The following is a 15,732-nucleotide window of genomic DNA, read 5'->3' on the forward strand; positions in this document are numbered from 1 at the left end:
TTTCCTCACCTTCCTCCGGCGCTGGCAGCCTATCGCCTGTCCGCAGCCCTCTTCCATCCCGCGACCGCTGCAAGCAGGGCCTCGGTATCCGCAGCCGTGCCCGTGGTGATGCGCACGCCTTCGCCGGGAAAGCAGCGCACGGCTATGCATGCCTCTCGAAGATATCCGGTCAGGGCCTCGGCCTCGGCGCCGACCGCCAGCCAGATGAAATTCGCTTGCGAGGCTGCGACCGGCAGCCCCATGGTCACGAGACCCTCGCTCATACGATGGCGCTGGTCGATGCCGACGGCCACGCGTCTGGCCACCACGTCTTCCTCTCCCAGCGCGGCGAGGGCCGCCGCCAGCGCCGGTGCCGGCAAGGGAAAAGGCGGTGCCACCGCATTGACCGCTGCGATGATGCCGGGATCGGCGAGGCAATAGCCGACGCGCATGCCGGCAAGGCCCCAAGCCTTGGAGAAGGTGCGCAGCACGGCAAGGTTCGGATGTCGTGCAAGACGCCGCGCCGGCGAGGCCGCGACAGTGGCGGCGTCGGCGGCATAGTCGGCATAGGCCTCGTCCAGTATCACGAGCGTTTCAACCGGCAAGGCATCCAGCAGCGCATCCAGTTCGGCAGCCGCAAGCCCGATGCCGGTCGGATTGTTGGGATTGCACAGCAGCACCACCCGCGCGCCTTCCCTGCAGGCATCGAGCATGGCTGCCGCGTTCAGGCGGTGGTCGCCATCGAGCGGCACTTCGACCAGACGCGCGCCCGCGCCGCCGACGATGATGGGATAGGCCTCGTAGGAACGCCAGGGCGTGACAACCCTGTCTCCGGGATCGCAATAGGCGCGAATGAGCTGGTCCAGCAGAACAATGGAGCCGGCCGACACCGCGACCGCATCAGCCGGTACGCCGTGCCGTTTCGCCAGCACCTCAGCGAGCGTTTCCCCCCGAAGATCCGGATAGCGGTGCGCGCCCGCGATTGCCGCCGCCGCCGCAGCCTGGACCGCCGGGCTCGGCGCATCCGGCGCTTCGTTGGAACCAAGCCGGTGGGCGAAAGGAACGGCCTGCCCGGCACGGCCCTTTCCATAGCTCGGCAATCCGGCAAGCCTGCGACTAGGCCGCGGTACGCGAAACGTCCGATCGTCCATCCCAGACGGCATCACGCCACCATATTGTACTTAGTTGTATATGCAACATCAGCATCTTCATAAGGCACTGCTTTGTCAAGACGAAGAAGCGGGTTGCGACAGCCGGATCACAGCCGGGAACCGCGGATGGACGAATTGCTGCCGCGCCTAGTGCGGCACGGACATGCGGCCGGCAAGGCTGAAGCGGGGGCCGGGATGCAGGAGACGCGCGCTGGTTGCAATCATTCCGCGCGACCATGTGCGGCGGCGCAGCAGCAGCACCGCTTCGCCCTGCTGCATCTCGAGGAGCTTGCAACTGACGTCATCGGCCAGAACCGCCTGGATGATATGTTCGACTTCCTCCAGAGGCCCCATCGTCATCAGATGGGCATGGGGCGTGATCCTGGTGAAATCCTGCTCCATGTAGTCCGGTGAAAATTGAGGATTTACGTAACGATCCTCGACCTGCAAAGGCTTGCCGTTTTCCCTGTGAACAAGAATGGAGTGGAAAACGATCGATCCGGGAATAACGTTCATTTCGGTGGCAATGGAAAGGTCGCTGTTTACCGCCTCTATCTTGATGATGTCTGTCGTGTGTAGGTTTCCGCGCGCCTCTATCTCGGAATGAATATTGCGCAACTCAAGGAAGGTAGACTGGCTGCGTCGCGGTGCGACGAACGTTCCCGCTCCTTGCCGCCGCACCAGGACACCTTCGGCGGAGAGGTCGCGCAGGGCGATGTGTATGGTCATGCGCGAGGCGCCGAACTGCTCGGCCAGGCGTGATTCAGAGGGGATACGATAGCCTTCCGGCCACTCACCTGAATTGACCTTCTCCAGGACATGGTTGCGCACCTGCTGGCCCAGCGAAACACCGATTCCGTTGCTTTCAGACGCGTTCCTTTTCAAGGCGCTGGTCATCTTCCTGTTCATGTCCGCCTGCCAATCTGCCTGCATAGAACGCGTTCCACACGTTAATGCAAGCTGTCACCCCAATCGGATCAAAACTCGCCTTGCGTCCGCAAACGCTCTTGACAAAGCTGTTTCTCACATATGTACATAGTTGTCTATACGTGTTCAGGGCGCCAGCTTCACCGAGGAGGATACGATGGACAAGCCTGAGATACTCTATTCCGTTCGCGCGATGGGAGGAAACAACCTGCGCTGCAAGGGCTGGAAACAGGAAGGTATCCTGCGCATGCTCGAGAACAATATGGAAAATGCCGAGCATCCGGAAGAGCTGGTCATCTATGGCGGCATCGGCAAGTGCGCCCGCAACTGGGAAAGCTATCACGCCATCGTCAGGTCGCTGGAGAATCTGGAAAACGACGAGACGCTCGTCGTCCAGTCGGGCATGCCGGTGGCGATCTTCAGGACCAACGCGTTGGCGCCGCGGGTGGTGATGGCCACCACCAACATCATGAAGGCGACCTGGCCGATCTTCTACGACCTCCAGGACAAGAACCTCACGATCTTCGCGCAATACACCGCCGCCCCGTGGGAATATATCGGCACCCAGGGCGTCATCCAGGGCACGTTCCAGACCCTCGTGGCCATCCGTGACCAGAAATTCGGCGGCGACATGCGTGGGCGCATCCTGCTCACCGCCGGCATGGGCGGCATGGGCGGCAACCAGCCGCGCGCCATGACCATGCTGGGCGGCGTGTGCATCTGCGCCGACGTGGACGAAAAGGTCATGAAGCACCGGCTCGAGGTCGGCTATTGCGATGTCATCGTGCATGATTTCGACGAAGCCGTACGCCTGGCGAAGCAGGCAGCCGCGGAAAAACGCCCGCTGGGCATCGCCCTGTTCGGCAATGCCGTGGACGTGCTGCGCAAGGCCCGAGACTCCGGCTTCATGCCCGACATCATCACCGACATGACGCCGGCGCATGATCCGCTCTCCTATATCCCGGCAGAGCTGACCGTCGACGAAGCGCGTGAACTGCGCAAGGCGAACCGCGACGAATATTTCAGGCGCGCGGGCGCCTCGATGGTGGACCAGCTCACCATCATGAACGAGTTCTACGACAAGGGCGTGCAGGTGTTCGAATATGGCAACTCGCTGCGCAAGGAGAGCCGCGACGCAGGCATGAAGCCGGAGGACGCCATGAAGATCCCCGGCTTCGTCGCCGCCTATATCCGTCCGCTGTTCTGCGAAGGCCGCGGGCCGTTCCGCTGGATCTGCCTGTCGCGCGATCCGGAGGATTTGGCCAAGCTGGACGATCTCGTCGAGGAACTGTTCGCCGACGATGCCCTGGTGACCGGCTGGATCAGGCTCGCCCGCAAGCATATCCCCATCGAAGGCCTGCCGGCGCGCATCTGCTATCTCGGTTTCGGTCAGCGCAAGGCATTCGGCATGCGTGTCAACGAAATGGTGCGCTCGGGCGAGCTGAAGGGTCCGGTGGCCTTCTCGCGCGACAATCTGGACTCGGGCTCGATCGTCAACCCGACCTTCGAATCCGAGCGCATGAAGGACGGCAGCGACCTGATCTCCGACTGGCCCTATCTCAACGCCCTGCTGAACGTGGCGGCCGGCGCCGATCTGGTCGCGATCCAGGAGAACTATTCCATGGGCGAGGCGGTGCATACCGGCGTGACCATGATTGCGGACGGTTCCGCCGAAGCGGATGTGCGGCTGGCGGCGTGCCTGACCACCGACTCGGGCATCGGCGTGGTGCGCCACGCACAGGCGGGCTACGACATCGCCCGCAAGGCGGCGGCCGAACGCTTCGCCAAGGACGGCGTGCAGGTGCCGCTGTGGTGGAGCCCGAAAGCCACCTTCGGACCCGACAGCGTCGCGTCCTGATCACCGTCAAGCGGAGCAGTTGCGCAGAGAAAAAGGCGTTTCCGCTACATGGGCGGAAACGCTTCAGGGAGGACCGACATGAGCAAGATCACGGCCCTTGTCGAGAGCGCCGGTCAGGTACTGACCTGCGCGAGCGATGCGCCGGATCTCGTCGGCGCCCGCTCCGATGCCGTGGTGGCGATCAGCGGAAACGCGATCGCCGCCATCGGAACGCCTTCCGAAATCGCCGCAGCGCACGATCTCATCGGAGCGGAGCGCATCGACGCCCGCGGCGGGCTGGTGATGCCCGGCTTCGTCGATTGCCACACACATCTGGTCTTCCACAAATCCCGCGTCGAGGAATATGCCCAGAAGGTGCGCGGCCGCAACGCGGCCGAGATCAGGGCCATAGGCATTCCCGTGGGCATCACCGCGACGGCGAGGATGATGCGGGAAGCTTCGAAGGACCAACTCGTCGAAAGCGCGACGGAACGGCTCCGGCACATGCTGTCCTTCGGCACAACGACGGTCGAAAGCAAGAGCGGCTACGGGCTGAACACCGCCACTGAAATCAAGATGCTGGAGGTCAACCACCTGCTCGATCAGCACCAGCCGATCGAAGTCGTGTCCACCTTCCTCGGGGCGCACGAATTCCCCGACGACAAGAGCCGGGACGCCTATATCGCGGAGATCCTCGAGGAGATGATCCCCGAGGTCGGCCGGCGCGGCCTCGCCGAATTCAACGACGTCTATTGCGACGATGGCTATTACACGGTGGAGGAGTCGCGCACGATCCTCGAGCGCGGCTGGGCGCATGGGCTCGACGTCAAGATCCATACGGACGCCTATTCCCACATCGGCGGCTCGACGCTCGCGGCCGAGCTGAAGGCTGTGTCGGCAGACCACATGAACTACACCGCCCCGGAGGAATACGCGGCGCTGCGCGAGGCCGGCGTGGTCTCGGTGGTCATGCCCGCGCTGGACTTCGCCGTCGGCCACTCGCGCCCCTTCGATGCGCGTTCCATGCTCGACGCCGGCATGACGCTGGCGCTCGCCACCGACATGTGTCCGGGCTGCTGGCTGGAATCGATGCCTTTCGTCATCCAGCTCGCCTGCCGTCTCTACAAGTTCAGTCCGGCCGAGGCGATCCGCGCCGGCACGCTCCATGCCGCCCATGCGCTCAAGCGCGGCGACCGCATCGGCTCGCTCGAGCCCGGCAAGCAGGCCGACATCGCGATCTTCCCTTACGAACGCTACGAGGACATGGCCTACCGGCTGGGACGCGGGCGCGCGCGGCTGGTGATGAAGGCCGGCAAGATCGTGTTCGACGGGCGGGACGAGGTCGCGTGATGCCGTAGCAACGAGCCATCGGACAGCGGCGCCGACAGCATCCGGCGCTGGCCGGAAAAACAAGCAGGGGGAAACCATGTCCATCATCTACGAGGTAGAACATCTGCATCAGCCCGATGGCTGGCTCTCCCCCGGTTATGTCGAGATCGACGGCGGCGTCATCAGCTCGGTCTCGGCACAAAGGCCGGACGGTGAGATCACCGAGCGCCTGCGCGGCTTCGGCGTTCCGGGCCTGTCGAACCTGCATTCCCACGCTTTCCAGCGGGCACTGGCGGGGCGAACGGAATTCGTCACCACGGCACGGGCCGAGGACAATCTGTGGACCTGGCGCAAGGAAATGTACCGCATGGTCGATCGCCTCACGCCCGAGGCGTACGAGGCCATCGCCGCGCAGGTCTATCTCGAGATGCTGCAATTCGGCATGACGGCCGTCTGCGAATTCCACTATGTCCACCATCTGGCCGGCGGCGCGGCACATGCCAATCCGGCCGAGATGTCCGACCGGCTGATCTCGGCGGCCATGCGAACCGGCCTCGGCATGACAATCCTGCCGGTGCTTTATGCCCATGGCGGCATCGGCAAGCCGCTGGAGGCCACGCAAAAGCGCTTCGCCCATTCCGTCGATGCCTATCTGAAGCTCATCGAGACGCTGCGTGGCCGCCGTGCGGGCAATTCAAATCTGCGCGTCGGCGTGGCGCTGCATTCGCTGCGCGCCGTCACGCCCGACGAGGTGCGCGCGACCCTGGCCGCGATGAAGACGATCGATCCGCAGGCGCGGCTGCATATCCATGTTTCGGAAACCACCCATGAGGTGGCCGAGGTCGAGGCGGGGCTCGGCGCGCGCCCGGTGCAATGGCTCATCGACAATGTCGGTCTCTCGCCGGACTGGTGCCTTGTCCATGCCACTCATCTCGACAATTCCGAGATCGCCGGGCTGGCCGCCAGCGGTGCGGTGGCCGGCATCTGTCCGCTCACCGAGGCAACCATGGGTGACGGCTTCTTCCCTCTGGTGGAATATCATGCAGCCGGCGGCGCCTTCGGCATCGGTACCGACAGCCATTACTGCACGTCCACGGCAGAGGAACTGCGCATGCTGGAATGCGGCAAACGCCTGGAACTGCGGCGCCGCAACGTAATCGCACGGCCCGATGCGGCCCACCCCGAGCACGAGGTGCACACCGGGCGCGTGCTGTTCGACGCAGCCTTGGCGGGCGGCGAACAGGCTTCGGCGCAAGGCGGCGGCGCACTGGTCGCCGGCCGGCGCGCCGATCTGGTCATGCTCGACCCTGACAGCAATCCACTGCTCGGCCACGGCCCGCAAACGGTGTTGGACGCCTGGCTCTTGAGTGGCACGCAGAATCCGGTGCGCGACGTCATGGTTGCCGGCAAGTGGGTGATCCGCGACCGCCACCATCGGCAGGAAGCCGCCGTGCGGGACGACTACCGGCGAACCATGGCGGCGCTGGCCGGATGAAAATGGTATAGGCGACTTTCGATGACATCCTGTCCGCCCAGCTGCCGGAGACACATGAAAGCCTGCCTCCGGCAAAGCGTACGAACAGCGGTTTATCGAGCCCGGGCAGCCGAATCGAGCTTGACAATGACGGCTCCGCCAACTTGTATATGTAAGTATATATCTATTGCCATTGATTGGCGCCGTCGCAGCGGCGCTGTGGAGGAATCGGTGGGAAAAACTCGCGCCACGCCATTGTGCTCCGGTAACCGGCCCAAGCAAGCCGGATCGCGAGGCCGGGCGGGCCGGGACCTTCTGCGCGTGCCGACAAGGGGGTAACGCCGGCCGGACCATGTCCGGGCGGACGGAATAAGCGTGCGTGTTTCAAGGTTTTTTCAACGTCGCCATCGCGACAAGATTGGGAGTGAAGACATGAGCATTGGACGTTTTGGTCGGGTTCGGCTCGCCTCGGGCGCCGCGGCCGCGCTGTTGCTGGTGGGGTCGATGCTTGCAGGGCCGGCCGTCGCCGGGTCCGACATTTCCACCAAGATGGACGCGAAACTCAACGCGATGCTGCCGGCCAAGCTGAAGGAGGCGGGCAAGATCCGCGTCGCCAGCAATGTCGAATATCCGCCTTTCGAATATTACGACACCGACAACACCACCATCATCGGTCTCGACAAGGACCTGGCCGAGGCGATCGGCCAGAAGCTCGGCGTCAAGCTCGAATTCGAGAATATGAGCTTCGACGCCATTATTCCCGCCCTTGCCGCCAACCGTTACGACATGGCGATGTCTGCGATGACCGACACCGAGGAGCGGCGCAAGAAGGTCGATTTCGTCGACTACTTCACGTCCGGCGGCGGCTTCCTGGTCAAGAAAGGCAACCCCAAGAAGATCCACAGCCTTGCCGACATCTGCGGCGTCACCGCCGCCATCGACAAGGGCACGACGGAAATCGAGGACGCCAAGAAGGCCTCCGAGGACTGTGCCAAGGCCGGCAAGCCGGAGGTCAATGCAAAGGTGCTGCCCGGCACCAGCAAGATCGTGCTTGCCTTGCAGTCGGGGCGCGCCGACGTTGCCATGATCGACACCTCCGCCGGCGCCTATATCGCGCAGCAGCACAAGGGCGCCTTCGAGGTGCCAGGCACTTCCTACGCGCCGCGCCCCTACGGGCTGGTGCTGCCCAAGGGTTCCGACGACCTGGCCAAGGCCATGCAGGCCACCGTGCAGGCCCTGATCGACGAAGGCACCTACGGCAAGATCCTGGCGAAATGGGGCCAGGAGGTCGGCGCTATCAAGCAAGCTACGATCAACGACGGCAAGTAGGAGTCGAACCGCCACCCGGCAGCCAAGATCTGGGAGTCCGCCATGTCCGTCAAGGAGACCAGTTCCACAGGAACAAGCGCCGATCCCACGATCGACCTGGTCATCAGGCCGGCCAGGCATCCGGGGCGCTGGGTGGCCGTCGCCTTCGTCGCGCTGCTCGCGGCGATGACGGTGCATACGCTCCTCACCAACCCGCGCTTCGAATGGTCCGTTGTGGGGCAATACTTCGCCTCGGACACCATCTTGCTGGGAGTGCGGCGCACGCTCGAGCTGACGGCCATCGCCATGGTGATGGGCGTCGTGCTCGGCGTGCTGCTCGCCGTCATGCGCCTGTCTCCCAACCCGATCCTATCGGGTTTTTCATGGCTGTTCGTGTGGTTTTTCCGCGGCTCGCCGCTGCTGGTGCAATTGCTTCTGTGGTACAACCTCTCGGCGCTGTTCCCGAATATTTCGCTCGGCATTCCCTTCATCGGGCCGGACTTCGTCCAGCTCGACGCCAATGCGCTGATCACGCCCTATATCGCGGCCATTCTGGGCCTCGGCCTGAACGAGGCCGCCTACAGCGCCGAGATCATCCGCGCCGGCATCATCTCCATCGACCACGGCCAGACCGAGGCGGCCCAGTCCATCGGCATGTCGCGCGGGCGGCTCTTGCGGCGCGTGGTGCTGCCGCAGGCGATGCGCGTCATCATTCCGCCGCTCGGCAACGACACCATCAACATGCTCAAGATGTCGGCGCTGGTCAGCATCATCGCGGTGCCGGAGCTGCTCTTCGCGGCGCAGACCATCTATACGCGCACGTTCGAGACGATCCCGCTGCTCATGGTCGCCGTGATCTGGTATCTGCTCATCGTCTCGGTGCTGAGCGTCATCCAGTACTATATCGAGCGCCACTATGCCCGGGGCGGCAGCCGCAGCCTGCCTCTCACGCCGCTCCAAAGCGTCCGCATGTTCTTCGGCCTGTCCCGCGCCCGTCCGCTCGACGCCGGCGAGAAAAGGAGCGCGCCATGACATTTCAGCCGAAGCCTCCGGCCAAGGTGATGGTTCAGGCGACCAACGTGCGCAAGTCCTTCGGCGCGCTCGAGGTGCTCAAGGGGATCAACCTGTCCCTTTCCAACGGACAGGTGATGTGCCTGCTCGGCCAGTCGGGCTCGGGAAAGAGCACTTTCCTGCGTTGCATCAACCACCTGGAACGGATCGACCATGGCCGCATCCGTGTTGACGGCGAGTTGATCGGCTACAAGGAAGGCAACGGCTATTTGCAGGAAATGCACGAACATGAGATCGCGCGCCAGCGCATCCATATCGGCATGGTGTTCCAGCACTTCAACCTGTTCCCGCACATGACCGTGCTCCAGAACGTCATCGAGGGGCCGATCGGCGTGAAGCGCGAGCCCCGCGCTGAAGTGATCGAACGGGCGCGCGCCATCCTGAAACGGGTAGGCCTTGCCGAGAAGATCGGTGCCTATCCGCGCCAGCTCTCGGGCGGACAGCAGCAGCGCGTCGCGATCGCGCGTGCGCTGGCCATGCGGCCTAAGCTGATCCTGTTCGACGAGCCGACCAGCGCCCTGGACCCCGAACTGGTCTCCGACGTGCTGGACGTCATGCGCGACCTCGCCGAAAGCGGCATGACGATGATCGTCGTGACGCACGAGATCGCCTTTGCCCGCGAAGTGTCGGACCATGTGGTTTTCATGGCCGGGGGCGAGATCGTCGAGGAGGGAAAGCCGGCGGACGTCTTGGGCAACCCCTCGCATCCGCAGACGCAGGCCTTTCTCGCCAAGGTGCTTTGAAGTGTGCGATCCCGGGCCTTGACCGATCGGCGGGCTCGGCCCGGCTGGGTCTCGCCGATTGGCTTTCCGGCTCCAGCAAGGCTATCCTGCCGATTGGCCGACAGGCGCCGAGTGGTGGTGCGCGTGCGAGAGCAAGAAAGCCTATGGCGAGCACATTTTCCTGGCTGAACGAACCTGCCTCATGGTCCGGCGATGTGGCGGAACTGCGCCTGAAGACAGGACACGAGACCGATTTCTGGCGCGAGACCTTCTACGGCTTCACCCGCGACAACGGCCATGCCTACCTGCGACCGGTGTCGGGCGACTTTACAGCGTCGGTCACGATCGCCGGGGACTATGAGGCGCTTTACGACCAAGCCGGGCTGTTCCTGCGGCTCGACGCCGAAAACTGGATCAAGGCCGGCATCGAATATACCGACGGACTGATGCATTTTTCGGTCGTGGTCACCCGCGGCACGTCGGATTGGTCCGTCATCCCGCTGGCCGACGCCAGGCCGAGCGATCGTGTCGCGGTGCGGCTGACACGCCATGACGATGCCGTGCGCGTACAGTTCTCGGTCGGCGGAGCTCCCTGGCAGATGGCTCGGCTTTGCCCCTTCCCGACGGCGGAGGCCCGCATCGGCATGATGGCCTGCTCACCGCAACGCGAAGGATTTTCGGCTGTCTTCACCGGTTTCTCGGTCTCCGACCCGATCCCGCGCGATCTGCATGCAAGTTGAGCGACCGCGGCGGCGCCCGAGTTTCAGGCCGTCGCGCTGAGCGGCACGCTGATCGGCCGGCAGGAATTGCGCACCATCAGCCGGCCCTTCAGCACCAGCTTGCGCGGCGGCGTCTCTCGATTGCCGTGCAGCCGGTTCAGCAACAGATTCGCCGCCTGTTCGCCGATGGCCTGCACCGGTTGCGCAACGGTGGTGAGTTGCGGGCTAAACACGTCGGCCCATGGGAAGTCGTCGAAACAGGCGACCGACACGTCTTGGGGACAGGCCAGGCCTATGTCGCGGATCGCCTTCATCGCGCCGACCACCATCGGGTTGTTGGCGGAGAAGATGGCGCTCGGCCTGTCATGGCGGGAAAGAAGCTGCATGGTGGCGTTGTAACCGTCGGCCTCGTGGAAATTGCCGAAGCGCACGAGACTCTCGTCCACCGCAAGGCCCGCCTCCCGCAGCGCATCGCCATAACCCGCCATGCGCTCCTGCATGGGCGAGATGCCGAAAGGCCCGGAGATGTAGCCGATGCGGCGGTGGCCCAGGCTGAGAAGATAGGAAATGGCGTCGAACACCGCCTGACGGTTGTCCAGCACCACGCTGTCGGTGTCCACGCCTTCGCATACGCGGTCGAGCAGCACTACCGGCACGCTGGTGCGTTCCACCACTTCCTTCAGGAAAGCGCCCTCCCCGACGCGGGCCACGATCAGCCCGTCGACCATGCGGTCGAGCAGCAGCCTGATCTGGTCGTCCTGATTGGACAGGTCCTCGTCGGTGCAGCAGAGCATCACGGCATAGCCGGCGCGATCGAAGGCCTGCTGGATCACCGACACGACGTCGGTGAAGAAGGGGTTGGTAATATGCGGCACGGTGAGCCCGATCGTGCGCGTCGTGCCGATCTTCAGGCTGCGGGCGATGGCGTTTCGCTTGTAGCCGATGTCATGGATCGCCTTGCCGATGCGGGCGCTGAGCTCCGGACTGACGGTCGCGCTGCCGTTGATATAGGCCGAGACGGTGGCTACGGAAACGCGCGCGGCCTCCGCCACATGCAGCATGGTCGGCGCGTCGGATCGGCGCGGTTTGCGGGGTCGCTGTTCAGCCATTTTCGAAACGTTTTGACGCTCGCATGGCCATAACACCTACGGAATTTCGCGCTCTTTCGCAAGAATTGAATGGAGCCGGCGGTTCAGGCCCGCATGCTCGCTTGACTCTTTCGAAACGTTTAGATTAGCCTTCAAGCCACAATGACAGCAACGGAAGGGAGACCGCTCCTGTCATGGCGCATGGCGATTCCATTACCGGAGCGAACGCGCGGACATGTTCCGCCGCGATCCTCGTCGCCGAGCACGTCTCCAAGACGTTCGGCGGCATCGCGGCCCTCACGGATGTTCGCTTCGACCTGCGACCCGGCGAAGTGCACGCACTGATGGGAGAGAACGGCGCCGGCAAATCGACGCTGATGAAGATCCTGTCCGGCGTCCACACCGGCTACGAAGGGACCATCACCCTCGACGGGCGGCCGACGACCTTCGCCGGGGTGCGCGAGGCCGAGGATGCCGGTATCGCCATCATCCATCAGGAATTGAACCTCGTTCCCGAGCTCAGCGTTGCCGAGAACATCTTTCTCGGCCGCGAGAAGCTGATCGGCGGCCTGATCGTGGATCGCAGGGCGAGTTTCGCCGCCGCCCGCGCGCTGCTGTCGCGGCTCGGCATCGACCTCGATCCGGAAGCCAGGGTCGGCGGGCTGCGCGTGGGTGAGCAGCAGCTCGTCGAAATCGCCAAGGCGCTGTCCAAGTCGGCGCGCATCCTCATCATGGACGAGCCCACCTCGGCGCTATCGCCGGCCGAGTGCGAGCGCCTGTTCCGCATCATCCGCCAGCTTGCGGCGGACGGCGTGGCGATCGTCTATATTTCGCACCGCATCGATGAGGTCATGCATCTGGCCGAACGCGTCACGGTGTTTCGCGACGGTCGCCATGTGATGACGAAGCACATGGCCGGCACCGACGAGAACGCCATCATATCCGCCATGGTGGGCCGGGCGCTCCTCGACACCTCCCATGAAGTGCGAGCCATTCCCGGCGGTGATACCGTGCTCTCGGTCGAAAGGCTTTCGCTGTCGAGACCGGACCGCTCCGGCTGGCGCACGCTTCTCGACGGCGTGAGTTTCGATCTCGCGGCCGGAGAGGTCCTGGGCATAGGGGGACTGCTCGGCTCGGGTCGCACCGAGATCCTGGAAACCATCTTCGGCTGCGCGGAAGGCCGTACGGGCGGCGAGATCAGGCTCGACGGCGCCCCGGTCGAGATCCGCTCGCCCCGCGAGGCGCGCAGGCTCGGCATCGCTTTGGTGACGGAAGACCGCAAGGCAGAGGGATTGCATCTCGGCGCCTCCATCACGGACAACATCGCCTTGCCGCTGGTAAGCGCGCTCTCCCGTTTCGGGTTGCGCTCCATGTCCGGCGAAAAGGCACTGGCCGGTGACGCCGTAAAGGCGCTCGTGATACGCTGCGCAAGCATAGAGCAGCCCGCCGGCACGCTTTCGGGCGGCAACCAGCAGAAGGTGGTGATCGGCAAATGGCTGGCGACGCGTCCGCGCGTGCTGCTCCTGGACGAGCCGACGCGCGGCATCGATGTCGGCGCCAAGCGCGAGATCTACGACCTGATCTTCCGGCTGGCAGGCGAAGGGCTTGCCATCGTGGTGGTGTCTTCCGAGATGCCGGAACTGCTCCACCTCTCCGACCGTATCCTGGTCATGACCGAGGGGCGGCAGGCAGGGCTGCTGGCACGGGCCGAGGCCAGCGAGGAACGCATCATGCAGCTGGCCGCGCCGCGGCGCGGAGACGCAAGGACGGCCGCATGAGCGCGCTCAGGCTCATCTCGCGCACCAAGCTCTACTGGGGCCTGATCGCCATCTTCCTGATCGGCGTGCTGAGTTCGCCGGTCAGTTCCAAAGGCACCAACATCTTCCTGTCCTACGGCAATCTGCTCGACGTGCTGCGGCAGGTTTCCATCACCGGCCTGATCGCCACCGGCATGACCGCCGTCATCATCACCGGCGGCATCGATCTCTCAGTGGGGTCGCTGATGGCGATCTGCTCGGTGGTCTGCGCCATGCTGCTCACCGTGCCCGGCGGCACTCCCGCCGCCTGGATGGCCGTGCCGGCGGTCGGGTTGGTGGCGCTGTTCCTCGGCGCGGCCGTCGTCCGCTTCGTTTTCGCCAATCTGGCCAAGTCGCGGGCGGGCAGCGGCTTCCACGGCGTGGTGCGGCTCGACCTGTTGCGCGGCACGGTCATGCCGGCCGTCGCGGGCATTGTCCTGTGCGCGCTCTCGCTGTGGTATCTGCTGCCGCAGGTGGAAGCCAAGTTCGGCGTGCTCGGCGTGCTGATCGCCGCGCCCTGCGTCGGCCTGCTGTTCGGGGCGCTGAACGGCGTCATCATCGTCGGCGGCCGGCTGCAACCTTTCATCGTCACGCTGGCCATGATGGTGACGGCGCTCGGCGTCGCGCGGCTGACTGCCGGCCAGAACAACGCGGTGCTGCCCGTATACACCGGTTCCAACGCCACGGAAGAGTTCGAGGTGCTGCGCTCGCTCGCCTTCGGCATCGTGCCGATGCCGGGCCTGTTCTTCCTTGGCGCCATCATCATCTACGGTGCGGTGCTGCGCCTCACCCCCTTCGGCCGCTATGTCTACGCCATCGGCGGCAACGAGGAGGCGGCACGGCTTTCCGGCATTGCGGCGGGGCGCGTCAAGATCGCCACTTACGCCGTCTCGGGCCTGCTCGCCGGCATCGCCGCCGTGCTCTATGTGGCGCAGTACCGCCAGGGCAAGCCGGATGCCGGCGCGGGACTGGAACTGGACGCCATTGCCGCCGTCGTCATCGGCGGCACCAGCCTGATGGGCGGACGGGGAAGCCTCGCCGGCACGCTGTGCGGCGTGCTGATCTTCGGCCTGCTCTCCAACATCCTGCAGCTCCACAACATCAACTCCAATCTCCAGCTCGTGCTCAAGGGCATGATCATCGTCGGCACGGTGCTGGTGCAGGAGCGCAATGCGGGCGAACTGTTTTCCCATCTGCGCCTGACCGAGCGCGGCAGGCGCCCACCCAAACGTCCGCGCCGGGGCGGACGTCGCCGGAAACCCGGTCTCGAAACATCGGAGGAAACGCGAATGAAACGCCGTGACATGCTCGGGCTGGCAGCCCTCACCGCAGCGCTTATCGCGACGAGCGCGCTGTCGCCTACCAGCGCGCTCGCGCAGGAAAAGAAATGGACCATCGGTTTCAGCCAGGTCACCACCATCGAGCCGTGGCGCGCGCAGTTCAACAAGGACATATTGGCGGAAGCCGCCAAGCATCCGGACGTGAATCTCATCATCACCGACGGCGAGGACAAGACCGAGAAGCAGGTCGCCGATGTCGAGAACCTCATCCGCCAGCAGGTCGACGCCCTGCTGATTTCGCCGAAGGAATCGGCCGGACTGACAGGCGTCGTGCAGGAGGCGATCGAGGCCAAGATCCCCGTCTTCGTGCTCGACCGCAACGTCGACACCAAGGACTACACCCAGTTCGTCGGCGGCGACAACAAGCTGATCGGCCGCGCCGCGGGTGAATACGCCGTCGAGCTTCTGGGCGGCAAGGGCAAGGCCAAGGGCAACGTCGTCGAAATCTGGGGCGGCATGGGCACCGAGCCCGCGCATGATCGCCATGACGGCTTCCACGAGTTCACCGACAAGGAGCCTGGCATCAAATATCTGCTCGACAAGCAGTCGGGCGACTGGAAGCAGGATCAAGCCTACAACATCATGGCCACGGCACTGCGCAACAACGAGCACATCGATCTCGTCTACGGCCATAACGATCCGATGGCTTACGGGGCCTATCTGGCCGCCAAGGATGCCGGACGCGAGAAGGAGATGAAATTCATCGGCATCGACGGCCTGCCGAACGAGGGCGTGCAACTCGTCAACAAGGGGGAACTGACGGCAACCTTCGTCTACGCGACGCCGGGTGCGGAAGGGCTGCGTCAGGCGATCAAATATCTGAACGGCGAGAAGGTGGAAAAGGAAGTCATTCTGCCAACCAAGAAGATCACCAAGGAGAACGCCGCGGAGGTCCTGAAGGAAAACGGAATCAATCCGTGAGCCTGGCCGGCCCGACGGCACCGTCGGCATGTGTGCAGTTGCATCCATACCCGGCTGTCTGAGGCGGCTT

The 15,732-nt window shown here is 64.3% G+C and carries 12 protein-coding genes and 2 pseudogenes; 11 read left to right on the forward strand and 3 right to left on the reverse strand.

Annotation, left to right across the window (positions count from 1 at the left end; all coding sequences use genetic code 11):
• Positions 1 to 29: 29 nt before the first annotated feature.
• Both QU595_RS24155 and hutC read right to left on the reverse strand, forming a co-directional pair.
• Entirely contained in the window at positions 30 to 1,079 is a 1,050-nt protein-coding gene (locus tag QU595_RS24155) for an aminotransferase class I/II-fold pyridoxal phosphate-dependent enzyme (RefSeq protein WP_315926775.1), read from the reverse strand.
• A 198-nt stretch (positions 1,080 to 1,277) separates the two neighbouring features.
• Positions 1,278 to 2,063 (reverse strand): histidine utilization repressor, encoded by a 786-nt coding sequence (hutC, locus tag QU595_RS24160; RefSeq protein ID WP_315926777.1) that lies wholly within the window; start codon positions 2,061 to 2,063, stop codon positions 1,278 to 1,280.
• A 151-nt stretch (positions 2,064 to 2,214) separates the two neighbouring features.
• Between hutC and QU595_RS24165 the strand changes: the two genes are divergently transcribed.
• From QU595_RS24165 to QU595_RS24195, 7 genes are all read left to right on the forward strand, one after another.
• Positions 2,215 to 3,915 (forward strand): urocanate hydratase, encoded by a 1,701-nt coding sequence (locus tag QU595_RS24165; protein WP_315926779.1) that lies wholly within the window; start codon positions 2,215 to 2,217, stop codon positions 3,913 to 3,915.
• A gap of 78 nt (positions 3,916 to 3,993) precedes the next feature.
• On the forward strand, positions 3,994 to 5,244 hold the full coding sequence (hutI, locus tag QU595_RS24170; protein WP_315926780.1) for an imidazolonepropionase: 1,251 nt from the start codon (positions 3,994 to 3,996) through the stop codon (positions 5,242 to 5,244).
• 76 nt (positions 5,245 to 5,320) lie between these two features.
• The gene (locus QU595_RS24175; protein ID WP_315926782.1) at positions 5,321 to 6,718 is read left to right on the forward strand and encodes a formimidoylglutamate deiminase; all 1,398 of its coding nucleotides are present in this window, start codon (positions 5,321 to 5,323) and stop codon (positions 6,716 to 6,718) included.
• A 411-nt stretch (positions 6,719 to 7,129) separates the two neighbouring features.
• A complete protein-coding gene (locus QU595_RS24180) occupies positions 7,130 to 8,026 on the forward strand; it encodes an ABC transporter substrate-binding protein (RefSeq protein ID WP_315926784.1) in 897 nt (298 codons plus the stop codon).
• Positions 8,027 to 8,068: 42 nt separating this feature from the next.
• Positions 8,069 to 9,037 carry an amino acid ABC transporter permease gene (locus QU595_RS24185; RefSeq protein ID WP_315926786.1) on the forward strand — a complete coding sequence of 323 codons (969 nt, stop codon included), beginning with the start codon at positions 8,069 to 8,071 and terminating at the stop codon, positions 9,035 to 9,037.
• Positions 9,034 to 9,819 carry an amino acid ABC transporter ATP-binding protein gene (locus QU595_RS24190; RefSeq protein WP_315926788.1) on the forward strand — a complete coding sequence of 262 codons (786 nt, stop codon included), beginning with the start codon at positions 9,034 to 9,036 and terminating at the stop codon, positions 9,817 to 9,819. The genes QU595_RS24185 and QU595_RS24190 overlap by 4 nt, the downstream gene beginning before the upstream one ends.
• Positions 9,820 to 9,962: 143 nt before the next feature.
• A complete protein-coding gene (locus QU595_RS24195) occupies positions 9,963 to 10,538 on the forward strand; it encodes a DUF1349 domain-containing protein (RefSeq protein WP_315926790.1) in 576 nt (191 codons plus the stop codon).
• A 23-nt stretch (positions 10,539 to 10,561) separates the two neighbouring features.
• On the opposite strand, the gene QU595_RS24200 is transcribed toward QU595_RS24195, so the two are convergent.
• The gene (locus QU595_RS24200) at positions 10,562 to 11,578 is read right to left on the reverse strand and encodes a LacI family DNA-binding transcriptional regulator (RefSeq protein WP_315926911.1); all 1,017 of its coding nucleotides are present in this window, start codon (positions 11,576 to 11,578) and stop codon (positions 10,562 to 10,564) included.
• Between the two features lie 314 nt (positions 11,579 to 11,892).
• On the opposite strand from QU595_RS24200, the pseudogene QU595_RS30235 reads away from it, so the two are divergent.
• The 4 genes and pseudogenes from QU595_RS30235 to QU595_RS24215 form a co-directional block, all read left to right on the forward strand.
• Positions 11,893 to 12,294, forward strand: a pseudogene (locus QU595_RS30235) (ATP-binding cassette domain-containing protein); the annotation flags it as partial.
• On the forward strand, positions 12,274 to 13,383 hold the full coding sequence (locus tag QU595_RS24205; protein WP_410000563.1) for a sugar ABC transporter ATP-binding protein: 1,110 nt from the start codon (positions 12,274 to 12,276) through the stop codon (positions 13,381 to 13,383). The pseudogene QU595_RS30235 and the gene QU595_RS24205, both read left to right, overlap by 21 nt.
• Positions 13,380 to 14,704, forward strand: a pseudogene (locus QU595_RS24210) (ABC transporter permease). Before QU595_RS24205 ends, QU595_RS24210 begins: the two are co-directional and overlap by 4 nt.
• A complete protein-coding gene (locus tag QU595_RS24215) occupies positions 14,691 to 15,662 on the forward strand; it encodes a substrate-binding domain-containing protein (protein WP_315926795.1) in 972 nt (323 codons plus the stop codon). Before QU595_RS24210 ends, QU595_RS24215 begins: the two are co-directional and overlap by 14 nt.
• Positions 15,663 to 15,732: the final 70 nt, after the last annotated feature.

It is taken from the genome of Mesorhizobium sp. SP-1A (assembly GCF_032460275.1).
Classification (GTDB): Bacteria; Pseudomonadota; Alphaproteobacteria; order Rhizobiales; family Rhizobiaceae; genus Mesorhizobium.